Below are 16,470 nucleotides of genomic sequence, written 5' to 3'. Positions count from 1 at the left end.
CCTCTAAAAAGTAGTTATATAGTATAGGCTAATGATTTTTTGATATTAATTAATTTACAAATTAACAATTTTTTATCTTAAGGAACAAGTGAAATCTATAAAATTAAGTTAAAAAAAACACAACCTTTAGAAAACCGTATACCTTTTCAGTGGTAAAACCGTTTCTACAAACCCACAAACACATTACTTTTTAGGTTATAAATTTCTAAAAACTGTTTTTGCTGATGAAAATTGTGATTTATTCAGTGGCCGTTCTCATTTTAAAATTGATTACTTTTGTGAAAATTCGGTTTTCATATGCAAATTGACCTTTCAACACTCGATCCTAAGAAAAATATTATTATCAAAGGAGCGCAAGTTCACAATCTAAAAAATGTGGATGTTGCCATTCCTAGAAACAAATTAGTGGTAATCACTGGACTTTCGGGTTCTGGTAAATCAAGTTTGGCTTTTGACACTTTGTATGCCGAAGGGCAGCGTCGCTATGTAGAAAGTTTATCTTCCTACGCTCGACAATTTTTAGGAAGACTTGACAAGCCAAAAGTAGAATACATCAAGGGAATTGCGCCAGCCATTGCTATAGAACAAAAAGTAAATACTACTAACGCCCGTTCTACGGTTGGAACATCTACCGAAATTTATGATTATATCAAATTATTATTCGCCAGAGTAGGTCGGACTTTTTCTCCTGTTTCTGGAAAAGAAGTGAAGAAAAACACCGTTTCGGATGTGATTTCAGACGTGAAAGAATTTGGTATTGATACTAAATGGTTGCTCCTCGCTCCTATTCATCTTGAAAAAGGAAGAGCACTTGAGGACAAATTGAAAGCCTTACTCAATCAAGGATTTTCGAGAATATTGGTCGAAAATGAAACCGTGCGTTTGGATCAAATCGACGAACATTCGTTAGATAACAAAGACATTCTTCTTATAATCGATAGAATTATCGTTAAAGATGAAGAAGAATTTTACAATCGACTTTCGGATGCCGTGCAAACTGCATTTTATGAAGGAAAAGGGATTTGTCATTTACAGGAATTAAACACTAATAAACGGCATTCTTACAGTAATAATTTCGAATTAGACGGTATCACTTTCTTAGAACCCAATGTTCATTTGTTCAGTTTTAATAATCCTTATGGAGCCTGTCCGGTTTGCGAAGGCTACGGAAACATCATCGGGATTGACGAAGAATTGGTTATCCCAAACACCTCTTTATCCGTTTTCGAAAACGGTATTTATCCTTGGCGCGGAGAAAGTATGAGCTGGTTTCGGGACGAATTAGTCAACAACGCGTACAAATTTGATTTCCCGATTCACAAACCTTTTTTCGAACTTTCGGATGCGCAAAAAGAGTTGGTTTGGACTGGAAATAGTTATTTTCAAGGATTGAATGCCTTCTTCAAAGAATTAGAAGTAAAAAATTATAAAATTCAAAATCGGGTGATGCTTTCACGTTATCGTGGCAAAACCAAATGTTACTCTTGTAAAGGAAAACGCTTGCGAATCGAAGCTTCTTATGTGAAAATTAATTCTAAAACCGTGTCGGATTTGGTCGATTTGCCTATCAAACATTTAGTTTCTTTTTTCAAAAATATCGAATTGGATGTGTATGAAAAGCAAATTGCCAAACGATTATTAGTAGAAATCAACAACCGATTATCGTTTTTGACTGAAGTTGGGTTGGATTATTTGACGTTAAATAGAAATTCGGCGACACTTTCTGGAGGAGAATCGCAACGCATTAATTTGGCCACTTCATTAGGAAGTAGTTTGGTGGGTTCGATGTATATTCTAGACGAACCTAGTATTGGTTTGCATCCAAAAGATACCGAACGCCTGATTAAAGTTTTGCTATCATTGCGTGATTTAGGAAATACAGTTATAGTGGTGGAACACGATGAAGACATTATGAAAGCTGCTGATATGATTATTGATATTGGTCCTGAAGCCGGTACTTTTGGTGGCGAATTAGTGGCACAAGGTACTTTTGATGAAATCTTGAAATCGACTTCTTTAACAGCTCAATATTTGAATGGAGATTTAGAAATTAAGACACCTCGTATTCGCCGAAAATGGAGCAATTATATTGAAATACTTGGTGCACGAGAAAACAATTTACAAAATATTGATGTCAAATTTCCTTTGGAATGTTTGACGGTGATTACAGGAGTTTCCGGTAGTGGAAAAAGTACTTTAGTAAAAAAAATATTATTTCCGGCAATGCAGAAACAGCTGGATGGTGTGGGGGAAAAAGCCGGACAATTTTCTGAAATGCGTGGGTATTACCATAAAATTCAACATATCGAATACGTGGATCAAAACCCGATTGGTCGAAGTTCTCGTTCGAATCCTGTGACCTACATTAAAGCGTATGACGAGATTCGGGAATTATTTGCCAAAGAAAAACTATCCAAAATCCGTGGTTATCAAGCCAAACATTTTTCTTTCAACGTTGATGGTGGTCGTTGCGAAACCTGCAAAGGTGATGGAACCATAAATGTAGAAATGGTTTTTATGGCCGACGTACAATTGCATTGCGAAACGTGTAACGGAAAACGATTCAAAAAAGAAGTGCTGGAAGTTGCTTTCAATGGTAAAAACATTCATGATATTCTGACTATGACCGTCGATGATTCGATAGCATTTTTCACAGCTAACAAACAAAATAAAATCATCCAAAAATTGCAACCATTACAGGATGTTGGTTTGGGTTATGTGCAATTGGGACAGTCCTCTTCTACCCTTTCTGGTGGTGAAGCACAACGCATCAAACTGGCTTCTTTCTTAGTTAAAGGAGCTACCAAAGAAAAAGCACTATTTGTGTTTGATGAACCCACAACGGGTCTGCATTTCCACGACATTAAGAAACTCTTAGCTTCATTTGAAGCTTTAATCGACAAAGGACATTCAATATTAGTAATTGAACACAATTTGGATTTGATAAAATGCGCCGACTGGATTATTGATTTGGGTCCTGAAGGTGGAGAAAATGGAGGGAAATTACTCGCCGAAGGCACACCAGAAGACATTATTAAAAACAAAAAATCCGTTACGGCGAAATATTTAAAGGAGAAATTGTGATGATTTAAGATCCTCTATTTTAAGTCCGATTCACTCTATAAAAACATAAAATTTTACAATAAATAAGTGTAATTATGTAATCTATTATATTATATTTTGTACACATTTGTAAGTTCTAAGAATACTAAATTTATTAATACAGATTGAGTCTGAAAGAGTTTTATTGACGTATGCATACAAAACAAATTCATTTTCTAAAAAAAATACTTGGTGTTCTGCTTTGGTGTGTCATTTCGATAATTGCATTTTTACTCCTTATTTTCATTTTAATTCAAGTTCCAGCCTTCCAAAATTATGCGAAAGACAAAGCAATAATCTATTTAGAAAATAAAATTAAAACTAAAGTTTCATTAGACCGAATTGACATTAATTTTCCAAAAAAAATTGTTTTAGAAGGATTTTATTTTGAAGACCAAGAAAAAGATACTTTATTAATTGGCAAACGACTAGAAGCCGATATTGATTTATTTAAACTTTTAAACAGTGAATTGCAGGTCAATTCGGTTTCTCTGCAAAATGCCTCAGCCAACATTTCCAAAAACAAGGACGACGTATTTAATTTCGATTATATCATCAAGGCATTTGAATCAAAACAACCCACAGACCCGAATAGTAAACCCTTTACAATATCCGTTGTTAAAGTAAATCTCGAAAATGTCAATTTTAATTTTAAGGATAACTATTCTAGAAATGATATTCATGTAATAATTGCACATTTTGACACCAAATTCAAGAAATTTGAATTGGATAAAATGGATTTTAACATTCCTACTATTGATTTAAATGGTTTGAAATTAGTTTTGAATCAGGATATCGTTGAAAGAATTGCAAAAGTATCTGCTGAAACGATGGATACCATATCGAAGAGAAAAGATTTCAAACTAAAACTTGGCACAATTAGTTTATCTAATATTGATATTTCTTATGATAATAAAGATTCCAAATTGGGTACGGGATTGGTTTTAGGTAATTTAGAATTATCGGTTAACAAAATAGATTTAAATAAACAGCTGCTAGATTTCGAAACTTTCGAATTAAAAAATTTGAAAGGAAATTTAAAATTGGGAGTAAATGACAAACAATTTAAATCCCCCAATATCGATTCGACTGGAACAGCTAATATAAGATGGAAAGTAAAATTGAATACAGTTGATTTACAAAATATAGTTTTCAAATTTGATGATATGCATTACAAACCAATCTCAAAAGGGATTGATTACCGACATCTTGATTTGGATAAATTATATTTTAAAGCAGCCAAACTGTATTACTCGAATGATACTATTTCAGGAAATATAAAATCACTTGCTGCAATTGAAAAAAGTGGCTTGCAAATTCAGGCATTAAAAACTGATTTCTTTTATGGACCAAAAAGTGCTTATTTGAAGAATTTGTATTTAAAGACTCCACAAACGCTTCTGCAGAATAACATTAAAGTCGGTTATCCATCGATTGCTGTCTTGCAAAAGAATATCGAAAACCTTACTTTGGAAGCTAATTTAAATCACGCCAAAATAGGGTTTAAAGACATTTTACTATTTGCTCCCGATTTACAAAAAGAGAATCTATTTAAAAGCAATCCAAATGCAGTTTTGTATTTGAATGCCCGTTTAAATGGAAAAATTAAGGATCTTACTATTCCGCAATTTGAAATGAGTGGAATTGGAAACACAAGCGTCACCGTTTCCGGTAAAATTACTGGCTTACCTGACTATCTAAAAGCGAATTATGATTTAAACATCAAGAAATTCTCTAGCACTTCTAAAGATGTTCTTTCTTTTGTACCTACAGGAATAATTCCCAACTCCATTCAACTGCCTTCCCAAATAAATGTAGCGGGAAAATTTAATGGATCGATTGAGAATTTCAAAACAAATTTGGCTTTAAATAGTAGTTTTGGGGATGCTAAAGTAGATGCCTTGTACGATCAGCGAATCAAAAATCATGAGAAATATAAAGCCACAGTGTATTTGCTCGATTTCGATTTAGGAAGCTTAATCAAAAATGACTCTTTGGGAAAAATCACACTTTCTGCGAACCTAAAAGGGAAAGGTTTGGATCCAAAAACTGCACAGGCGGAACTGGACGGAATTGTCCAGAAGGCAGTTTTTAATAAATATGTATATAAAAATTTAACTTTAAAAGGAAATATCAAAAACGGGTTATTTGCAGTAAAATCAGCCATCAAAGACCCCAATTTAGCGTTCAATCTGTCTGCCAATGGAAATGCAAAAGACAAATATCCTTCAACACAATTAAAATTAAATCTAGATATTGCCGATCTCCAAAAACTCAATCTTCATGCAGGCCCAATGAAATTGAGAGGGAATATTGACGCTGACATTGTCAACAGTGATCCTGATTATTTAAACGGAAAAATTTTCTTTTCCAACATTCAAGTATTACAAGAAGCCGATGTTATTGTACTGGATTCGATTAAAATTGTGGCATTCGCAGACAATAAAAAAAACAACATCAAAATAAATTCTCAATTTCTAAAGGCAGAAGTTGACGGTAAATACAAGCTGACCACATTGGCAGCAGCCCTAAAAAAAACATTATCCCAATATATTGAATTAGGCAACTCAAAAAATAAGGCAGCAGCTGATGAACAACGATTAGATTTTAAGCTATATGTTGATAACGACCCAATCCTTTTTAAAATTTTCCCAAAATTGACAGGTTTGGAACCTATTAACATCGCTGGAAAATACAATAATGTATCCGATTCTTTGATCGTAAAAGGAACAATTCCAAGAATTGTATATGATAAAAATACTATTGCGGACGGAAAAATAAACATTGAAACTAAAGGAAAAGTTTTGGATTATCAGCTTTCTGTCGCAACATTTGAAAGCGGACAAATTAAAGTTCCATATACCAGTTTATCCGGAAAAGTGGAGAACAATAGGCTATCCTATGCCTTGGAAGTAAAAGATTCAAAAGAAAAAAAGCAATATTTTATAGCAGGCGAATTGCTTCATGCTGATATTAAAAACACACTAAAAATTAATGCGGAAAATCTAGTGCTCAATTATGATAAATGGAATATCAATGCCGAAAACGCTATTGAATTTGGAGATAAAAGACTTTATATCGATAAGTTTTATTTGGATCATTCCGGAAACGAACTTAAAATCCAGTCGCAAGGCAATCAGAACAATGCTCCACTAAAGGTTGATTTCGTAAATTTTAAAATTGAGACCATTTTGAATATTATCAAAAAAGACAAATTGATGATGCAAGGATTGATAAATGGAACAGCTTTGATCGAGAATGCGATGACAAAACCAACTTTTACCTCTGATTTAAAAATAGATGGTTTTGTTTTTAATGAAGAAGCCGTTGGCGATATTCTTCTAAAAGTGGAAAGCAAAACTTATAATCTATTGTCTACAAATGTTACGCTAAGCGGTGAAGGAAATGATGTAAGTCTTGATGGAACTTATAAAATTGATGATAGTAGTTTTGACCTTAAATTAGATATGACCAAGTTAAACATCAAAAGTATACAAGGCTTTAGTTTGGGTCAAATTGCAGATGGAGCAGGCTTTTTATCTGGGAATTTTAAAATCACTGGAAATATAGATGCACCAAAATTAAATGGTGATTTGCACTTTAACGATGCTGGTTTTAGAATTACAAAAATAGACTCTTATTTTAAAACCTCTAATAAAAATGTTAGCTTTCAGAATGAAACAATTGCATTTGATCATTTTAATTTTTATGATGAAAACCAAAATGAATTATCGCTAAACGGAACAGTTCATTCAGCAGATTTTAGAAATTATGATTTTGGATTAAGCATTGTGGCGAACAATTTTAGAGCAATTCATTCTAAAGAGGCTGACAACGATTTATTTTATGGGGATTTAATTTTAGATACCAATTTGAACCTTAAAGGAACTATCTACAATCCGATTGTAAGTGGAAACATCAGAATAAATGAGGATACTAAATTTACAATTGTTTTACCTCAATCTGATCCATCCATAGCAGACAGGGAAGGAATAGTAGAGTTTGTGAATGAAGACAATTTATATCTGAAACAAACGGCGTCTTTGGAAAAAAAACTCAATCAGTCGGCATTAATCGGAATGGATGTGAGTGTTGCAATTTCAATCGATAAAAAAGCCGAACTTACTTTGGTTATCGACAAAGGAAACGGTGATTACCTGAATCTTAAAGGAGAAGCCCAACTTACTGGAGGCATTGATCCTTCTGGAAAAACAACTTTAACTGGTAAATATGAATTTTCAGACGGTGCTTACGAGATGAATTTTAATATGATTCGCCGTAAATTTGATATTCAAAAAGGAAGTTATATTGTATGGAATGGCGAGCCAACTATGGCAACTTTAAACATTAATGCTATTTATAAAGTGAGTGCTGCGCCAATAGATCTACTTGGGAATCAACTAGGAGCAGTTAGTCAAACCGTAAAAAACACTTACAAACAAAAAATTCCTTTTCAGACTATATTAAAAATGAATGGAGAATTAATGAAACCTGAAATAACATTTGATATTATTCTACCAGATGGAAATTATGGTGTTGCATCAGATATCGTAACGGCATCCCAAGCAAAATTGGAGCAATTACGACAAGAACCAGCAGAATTAAACAAACAGGTATTTGCCCTTTTATTGCTAAACCGATTTATTGGCGAAAATCCTTTTGCAAGTGAAAGTGGAGGAACTAGTGCGGAATCATTGGCTAGACAAAGTGTAAGTAAGATACTTTCGCAACAATTAAATGATCTTGCTGGAGATTTAATTTCCGGTGTCCAGTTGAATTTTGATTTGCAATCGACTGAAAATTATACTTCAGGAGCTAAGGAAAACAGAACCGATTTGAAAGTTGGAATTTCTAAAAAGCTATTTGATGATAGAATAAAAGTAACGGTAGGTAGTAGTTTTGGTGTGGAAGGTCAGGAACGAGCCAACGAAAATGCTTCGAATATTGCTGGTGACGTCGCACTGGATTATCAACTTACAAAAGACGGACGATATATGATTCGGGTCTATCGTAAAAACGAATATCAGGTTGCTATAGCAGGACAGATTGTAGAGACGGGCATCGCTTTTATTGTTACAATGAGTTATAATAAATTCAGCGAACTTTTTCACCGTACAGAAGAAGAAAAAGAGATCATTAAGAAAGAAAAAATACGCAAAGAAAAAACAAAACTCAAATTAGAAAAGGAAAAACAAGAAAATCTAGATAAAGAACTAATTGAGGATAATGACCAATAAAAATAGAAATATGGAAACCAGATATATAAAATATTTTATCGTGCTATCCTTGTTTTTTGTTTTTGGATGTAGCAACACTAAATATCTAGCCGAGGGTGAGTTATTGTATACAGGAAGTACAGTAAAAGTGAAAGATTCAGTTATAAAAAAGAAAGAAAGAAAAGTACTTGAAAAAGAGGGCGAAAACTTACTTGTACCAAAACCCAATAAGAAAATATTTGGATTGCGACCTAAATTATGGATTTACAATTTAGCTGGAAAACCTAAAAAAGCCAAGGGAATCAGATATTGGTTGAGAAACAAAGTCGGAGAAGCGCCAGTTCTTTTTAGCAAGGTCGATTTAGATTATAATGCATCCGTTTTAAGAAATTACACCCAAAATAGAGGTTATTTTAAGACAAGGGTGAGTGCTGATTCGACTGCCAAAAACAAAAGAGTTACTGCACAATATATCGTATTGCCGAAAAGACAATACAAGATAAAAAATATACAATTTCCAGCAGACTCTTCAGATTTGGGAAAATCAATTGCCAAAACGAGTGACAAAACCTTACTGAAAGAAGGTAATCCATATGATTTAGAAATTATTAAGCTCGAAAGAGAACGCATTGATGCAAGCCTAAAAGAAAAGGGATATTACTATTTTAATCCAGATTATATTTTGGCTCAAGTAGATAGTACAAAAGGAGACCATGAGGTCAATATTAAATTAAAAATAAAAGACAAAACACCAGATAAAGCGGCAATTGCCTACAAAATAGACAAGATTGTAGTATATCCTAATTTTTCGATTTTAAAAGACAGCCTTACTTATAAAAAAGAGGATATTATACAGTATAAAGATTATACCATTATCGATTCGGCGCATACTTTTAAACCAAGGGTCTTTGACCGAACTTTATATTTTAAAAAAGGAGATTATTACAACCGAAAAAACCACAATCTCACCTTAAACCGTTTTGTAAATCTGGGTACTTTTAACTTTGTGAAAAATGAATTCAAAGTCTCAGATAGTTTAAAAAACACTTTGGATGCCTATTATTATCTGACGCTTTTACCTAAAAAGTTTATCCGTGTAGAGGTTTTGGGAAAAACTAATTCAGCCAGTTTTACTGGTACAGAAGTTAATATAAATTGGAATAACCGAAATGTATTTCGTGGAGCTGAATTGCTTACATTATCTGTATTTGGTGGAGCCGAATTTCAGCTTTCTGGAAAAAATAAAGGTCAGAATATATACAAATTGGGAGGGGAAACAAGTTTGACCTGGCCAAGATTTATTACACCGTTTAAGATGGAAGGGTCCAGTGAATTCGTTCCCAGAACCAAGGCAACTGTGCGATATGAATTTCAAAAAAGAATACAGCTTTATGCCTTAAATTCTTTTAAAACTTCATTTGGTTACATCTGGAAGGAAGATATTCGGAAAGAACATCAATTGAATGTGGTCGACATTACGTTTGTAAGCCCGAATAATGTGACGGCGGCATATCGGGAAAATATTTTGGCAGATGCCTCTTTGGGAAAAGCAATTGAGAAACAATTAATTTTTGGTCCTACGTACTCGTACACGTTCACAAATAGAATGTTAAAATTCAAAAAAAATACTTTCTATTTTAATGGGAAAGCGGATTTGGCCGGAAATGTTACTGGTTTGCTATTGGGTGCCAATATTAAACGCGGTGATACTATAAAAGTATTTGATGTTCCCTTTAGCCAATACGTAAAATTAGAAACTGATTTCAGGCATTATTTAAAATTAGGTAATGAAAGTGAATTGGCTAGCAGAATCATTGTGGGAGCCGGATTTGCTTATGGAAATTCGAATACATTGCCTACAACCAAGCAATTTGTAGTAGGCGGAACCAATAGTATACGGGCCTTTAGAGCCAGATCACTAGGACCAGGAAGTTACAATGCACCAATTATTTCCAATTCCTTTTTACCAGAACAATCTGCTGACTTAAAATTAGAGTTTAATACAGAATACAGGGCGCAAATTTATGGTTTAATGAAGGGAGCCTTATTTGTAGACGCTGGAAATATATGGCTTTTAAACGCTGATCCCAATAAACCAGGAGCAGAAATCTCTAAGAATTTCATGAAACAGATTGCCGTTGGAGCTGGAGCTGGATTGCGCTTTGATTTTTCTTTTTTGATTTTAAGAACCGATTTGGCATTTCCGCTCAGAAAGCCTTATTTGCCAGAAGGAAAAAGATGGGTGATTGATGCTATTGATTTTGGTAGTGGTTCTTGGAGAAAAGAAAATTTAATTCTTAACATTGCCATTGGTTATCCTTTTTAATATAGTGTCATAAAAGTCTTTTTATTTCTATTATTACAAAATTTATTGTAGTATAATCATCCGTTTGTTTATCAAATTTCAATCTAGCTTTAATTTAGAATTTACAATATTCGAGATGATGCGATTTCAATATCCGCATTTTTCCAAGCTGTTTCAAAACGATTTTTTGTTTCATTGTACTTCTTTTTGTCTCCAAGTTTCTCGTAGGCATTCATCAGTCCTTTTAATGCCCAACCGTTTTCACGAAAAGTTTTTAAATCTTCATCATACACTCTTAATGCTTCTTGGTATTTTCCTGATTCAATTAACACAGCTCCCAAATGATGGCGTACAGAAAAAAACCAATCTGGCGGTTCATCATAATTCAAAGCATCCTCCTTTTCAATTGCAATCTTTAAAAAAGTAATTGCTTTGGAATAGTTTTTTTGCTTAGCTAATATTTCTCCCTCCAAAGTTTTTGAGGCTATCTCACATAAATCTAAAGCATTATTGATATCCCAAATCGTAAAATCTTTTAGAATTGGGTCTGTCATAATTTGTTTCATTTCGCTAAGATGTTTTTTTGCATCTACGATTTTATTTTGTGAAAGCATTGCCATACCTTGAGCATAATGCCATATAACCAAAGGATATTTTATGTTTTTTTCGGGAGCGGGAGAAGATCTAATGTCATTCCATAAACCAAGTTTTACTTCAACATACCAAGGAATGGAATAATAATGTTGAAGTGAAGACCAAGCTGGATCATTTAGTAGTTTTTTATAACAATGGTCGGCTGTTGCTTTAGCTCCTTTCAATGCAATTTTACTTTCACCGCAAAGTGTTGCGCATGCTGAAATAAAATGATAATTGTGTGGATAATAACCTAGCGGATAGATGCCTTGTGCATGGCATGATTCTATATACAAACTATCCACCAATACTGCTTTTTGATTGGCTACAACACCGTCATGATAACGTCCGATTCTAATGTAAGTATGCGAAGGCATATGAACTAGATGCCCTGCACCCGGCACTAAATCCCGAAGCAAGTCGGCACTTGGCAATGCTTTTTCGGCATGTTGCGACATTTCTGTTGCATGAATATAAAAATGGTTTGCACCTGCATGACGTGGTTCCAACTTCAAGCATTTTTCAAGGACTGCAAGAATTTCGGGAGTCCAAGGTTGAATAGACCCGTCTTTCTTAAACAAATTCCAAGGATGTAAATCCATTAATGATTCAGCATAAATTGAAGCTATAGTTACATCTTCAGAATACTTTTTAGATACTTTACGCATTGCAACCGCATACGAAGAATCAAGTACTGAACGGGTGATGGTAGTATCTTTGGCATAACGATGAGATAATGCTTCAATCAAATCTTTTTCTTTTTGGGTAGATGATTTAGAATATAATTTTGCTTTTTGTACAGCATCAAAAGCACGTTTTAAGTTATCATTCTCCATACCAGCGTTGTAATTCGGCCCCAACACATAGGCAAAACCCCACCAACTCATTGCACAAGTTGGATCTTGTCTAGTAGCTTCGTAAAAGGAACGAGCTGCCTCAGCATGATTAAAACCAAATGATAACATTAGTCCTTGATCAAAATATTTTTGTGCTTCTACATTTTTAGTTGAAACAGGAAAATGAATACCTTCCAATCCAGCAAGAATTGGTGCTTTCTTACCAGAGGAATACCACGATTTATCCATAACTTCAGGAGTACAGCAACTATATTTACTTGAAATGGATTTGACTTTAGTAATTTCTTTTTTGTTTTCTTCATGATGCTTGCATGAAAATAAAATTAGACTAAAACAAATTAAGTTTAGAAGACGTCTCATAATGCTAGATTTATAAATTCAACATTAAAATAAAGCAGATAAAGTATTCACAGTAAATAATAAGGATAGTCTCAAAAATGTTGATAATTCCTTTTCGTTTCACGGTTGTTGCAGGTTAAATAAAAAATGTGATTTTTGTTTAAGAACTAAACTCAAATATACAAAAACAAAATGAATCAAGAATATTTTAAAAGTCAAAATATTGATTTACAAAAGATTATGACACATAGGGATATATTAGAGGAATGGTAGAATGCCTCGAGGAAGTGGTTGTCAATTCCACGTTTAAAAAAATACCAATGAAATAATACAAAAAGAATCGAATATGGAATTGGTTGAAAGAGTGATTGTAAAAAGGAACTCTTTTTACTGAAAACTAAATACTTTTTATTTGGATTTATCACCTACAAAATAATCGTTGGAGTTTTTAAACAACACATTAAAAGTAGTCAAACTACCATAAATTCTGGTGATATATTGTTGCATATCGATTTTCTCGGATTCTTCAAGATTACTGGCATTAATTTTTTGTTCCATTACTCGAACTCTATCGCGAACCATGGTGATTTTATGAAAAAAAGTATCAATTGGCACTTCTTTATTTGCAGTTGCAGTTCCGGGTTCTAGAATAATTTTGCCGCCCTTCCATTTATCGGCAATGGGTACAATTTGAGAAACATCACTCCATTTTTGCAATAAATTCTTCAATGATTTTTCTACGTCACGAAAACTAACCGAGTCTACTTCGTCCTCAACTGCTTCAATAATTTCAAATTCACTATCGATAGCAATAGTTTCCAATCCATCTTCGATGAAGGTAACCCAATACTGTTTTGACGTTACATTAGTAACTACACCAAGTCCCAATTCTGGATGTTTTATACGTGAGCCAATTCCTAAAATATTCATGGTTCTGTTTTTTATTCAAATATAAAAAAATAAATTAATTCAATGATAGCAATTAGTTGCTACTGAAAATGGAATTAAATTAAATAAAAAAAAATATATACCTGACAGTTGGAACTCAAGGACTGCTAATTAACTTTAGCAAATTAATTAAATTAGTCTGCTATTTTAACGTTTTCTTTTATTTGGTCTTACCAAAAAGTTCCTCTTAAAATTGTATTTTTGCTTTTTGCCAAAATTTATGCTAGAAAACGATAACAACATTGAAGTATTGGGTGCGCGAGTGCACAATCTAAAAAATATAGACGTCAAAATTCCTCGTGAGAAACTGGTGGTGATAACCGGGCTTTCTGGTTCGGGAAAATCATCTTTGGCTTTCGATACGATTTATGCTGAAGGACAACGCCGTTATGTAGAAACGTTTTCGGCCTATGCCAGACAATTTCTCGGTGGTTTAGAACGCCCCGATGTGGATAAAATTGATGGCCTTTCCCCTGTCATTGCTATCGAACAGAAAACAACTAGTAAAAGTCCACGTTCGACCGTGGGAACGATTACAGAAATTTATGATTTCCTACGACTGTTATATGCGCGTGCCGCCGATGCTTATAGTTATAATACAGGCGAAAAAATGGTTTCCTATGACGACGAGCAAATCAAAGATTTGATTACCCAAGATTTTTCGGGAAAACGCATTAATATTTTGGCACCAGTTATTCGTGCCAGAAAAGGACATTATGCTGAATTATTCCAGCAAATTGCCAAACAAGGTTTCTTGAAAGTTCGCATTAATGGGGACATCAAAGACATTACAACTGGAATGAAACTTGACCGATACAAAACTCATGACATCGAAATCGTGATTGACAGAATGGTTATTGAGGACTCAGAAGACAATGTAAAACGGCTGACCGAAAGTATCAAAACGGCGATGTATCACGGTGAAAATGTATTGATGATTCTAGATCAAGACACGAATGATATTCGGTTTTTTAGTCGGAATTTAATGTGTCCAACTACTGGAATTTCCTATCAGAATCCAGAACCTAATTTATTTTCATTCAACTCGCCAAAAGGAGCTTGCGACCATTGCAAAGGTTTGGGAACGGTAAACGAAATCAACCTCAAAAAAATTATTCCTAATCCGAAATTGTCTATAAAAAGTGGTGGTTTTGCACCTTTGGGAGAATATAAATCGTCCTGGATTTTCAAACAACTGGAAATCATCGGTGAAAAATTTGGTTTTAAATTGACTGATGCTGTCGAAACTATCTCCGAGGAAGCAATGGAAATGATTCTGAATGGTGGTAAAGAAAAATTCTCGGTCGAATCGAAAGTTTTGGGCGTGACTAAAGACTACAAAATTGAGTTTGAAGGGATTTCGCATTTTATCAAAAATCAATACGACGAAAGCGGTTCTACAACAATACGGCGTTGGGCAAAAGAATTTATGGACGAAGTCAAATGTCCAGTTTGCGAAGGTTCGCGATTGAAAAAAGAAGCTTTATTTTTTAAAATCAATGAGAAAAATATCGCTGAATTGTGTGATATGGATATCTCAGATGTGACGGCTTGGTTCTTGGATTTGAACAGCCATTTATCCGAAAAACAAAAAAAGATCGCTACTGAAGTCATCAAAGAAATTAAAGATCGTTTGAACTTTTTGATGAACGTTGGTTTGGATTATTTAGCTTTAAGCCGAAGTTCAAAATCGCTTTCTGGCGGTGAGGCTCAACGCATAAGATTGGCAACGCAAATCGGTTCGCAGTTGGTTGGCGTTTTGTATATTTTGGATGAACCGAGTATTGGTTTACACCAAAGAGATAATGACAAATTGATTCATTCCTTGGAACAATTGCGAGATATTGGTAACTCAGTGATTGTAGTAGAACACGACAAAGACATGATTATTCGTGCCGATTACGTCATTGATATTGGTCCAAAAGCAGGGAAATTCGGTGGAGAAATTATCAGTATTGGAACACCAGCCGAGAACTTAAAATCAGATACAATTACAGCTCAGTATTTGAACGGATCGATGAAATTTGATATTCCTGAAAAACGTAGAGAAGGAAATGGAAAATTTTTAAAACTGACAGGAGCAACAGGAAACAACCTTAAAAATGTATCCATAGAATTGCCTTTGGGCAAAATGATTTGCGTTACAGGAGTTTCAGGAAGTGGGAAATCAACATTGATCAATGAAACCCTCTACCCTATTTTGAATGCTTTTTATTTTAATGGTGTCAAAAAACCAAAACCGTATAAAAAAATTGAAGGATTAGAACATATCGACAAAGTGATTGCTATTGACCAAAGTCCCATTGGGAGAACACCACGATCGAATCCAGCGACTTATACCGAAGTTTTTACGGAAATCAGAAACCTCTTTACAATGACTTCTGAAAGTATGATTCGTGGCTATAAAGCGGGACGTTTTAGTTTTAATGTAAAAGGCGGAAGATGTGAAACCTGCCAAGGTTCCGGTGTGCGAACAATTGAAATGAACTTCCTGCCAGATGTATATGTGGAATGTGAAACTTGCCAAGGAAAGCGTTTTAACAGAGAAACTTTGGAAATCCGATACAAAGGAAAATCAATTTCGGATGTGTTGAATATGACTATCGATGAAGCTGTTCCATTCTTTGAAATGATTCCAAAGATTTACCGAAAAGTAAAAACCTTGCAAGATGTTGGTTTGGGATATATAACTTTGGGGCAACAAAGTACAACACTTTCTGGTGGCGAAGCGCAACGGATCAAACTGGCGGGAGAATTATCGAAAAAAGATACGGGAAACACTTTTTATATTTTGGATGAACCTACAACTGGTTTGCATTTTGAAGACATCAGAGTATTGATGGATGTAATTAATAAATTGGTCGATAAAGGCAATACGATTTTGATTATAGAACACAATATGGACGTAATTAAACTTGCTGATTATATCATTGATATTGGCCCCGAAGGTGGAAAAGGTGGCGGTATGGTTGTAGCCAAAGGGACTCCTGAAGAAATCATTAAAAATAAAAAAAGCTACACCGCACAGTTTTTGAAAAAAGAACTACATTAGCTAGAGTATATAATCCTT

6 protein-coding genes are annotated in these 16,470 nt (G+C 34.1%); 4 read left to right on the top strand and 2 right to left on the bottom strand.

Annotation, left to right across the window (positions count from 1 at the left end):
• Nucleotides 1-297: 297 nt before the first annotated feature.
• The 3 genes from uvrA (E0F76_RS06490) (at nt 298) to tamL (ending at nt 10,644) form a co-directional block, all read left to right on the top strand.
• A complete protein-coding gene (gene uvrA, locus E0F76_RS06490; RefSeq protein WP_132003049.1) occupies nt 298-3,084 on the top strand; it encodes an excinuclease ABC subunit UvrA in 2,787 nt (928 codons plus the stop codon).
• A gap of 170 nt (nt 3,085-3,254) precedes the next feature.
• Nucleotides 3,255-8,339, top strand: a complete 5,085-nt coding sequence (locus E0F76_RS06485) for a translocation/assembly module TamB domain-containing protein (RefSeq protein WP_132003046.1) — start codon at nt 3,255-3,257, stop codon at nt 8,337-8,339.
• Between the two features lie 10 nt (nt 8,340-8,349).
• Nucleotides 8,350-10,644, top strand: a complete 2,295-nt coding sequence (tamL, locus tag E0F76_RS06480) for a translocation and assembly module lipoprotein TamL (RefSeq protein WP_132003043.1) — start codon at nt 8,350-8,352, stop codon at nt 10,642-10,644.
• A 101-nt stretch (nt 10,645-10,745) separates the two neighbouring features.
• On the opposite strand, the gene E0F76_RS06475 is transcribed toward tamL, so the two are convergent.
• Nucleotides 10,746-12,473 (bottom strand): tetratricopeptide repeat protein, encoded by a 1,728-nt coding sequence (locus E0F76_RS06475; RefSeq protein ID WP_132003040.1) that lies wholly within the window; start codon nt 12,471-12,473, stop codon nt 10,746-10,748.
• 387 nt (nt 12,474-12,860) lie between these two features.
• Nucleotides 12,861-13,382 carry a hypothetical protein gene (locus E0F76_RS06470; RefSeq protein WP_132003037.1) on the bottom strand — a complete coding sequence of 174 codons (522 nt, stop codon included), beginning with the start codon at nt 13,380-13,382 and terminating at the stop codon, nt 12,861-12,863.
• A 238-nt stretch (nt 13,383-13,620) separates the two neighbouring features.
• On the opposite strand from E0F76_RS06470, the gene uvrA (E0F76_RS06465) reads away from it, so the two are divergent.
• Nucleotides 13,621-16,452 (top strand): excinuclease ABC subunit UvrA, encoded by a 2,832-nt coding sequence (uvrA, locus tag E0F76_RS06465; protein WP_132003034.1) that lies wholly within the window; start codon nt 13,621-13,623, stop codon nt 16,450-16,452.
• Nucleotides 16,453-16,470 lie beyond the last annotated feature (18 nt).

It is taken from the genome of Flavobacterium cellulosilyticum (assembly GCF_004349355.1).
Lineage (GTDB): Bacteria > Bacteroidota > Bacteroidia > Flavobacteriales > Flavobacteriaceae > Flavobacterium > Flavobacterium cellulosilyticum.
Note: the sequence above shows the minus strand (reverse complement) of the source record. Positions and strands in the feature narration are given on the sequence as shown.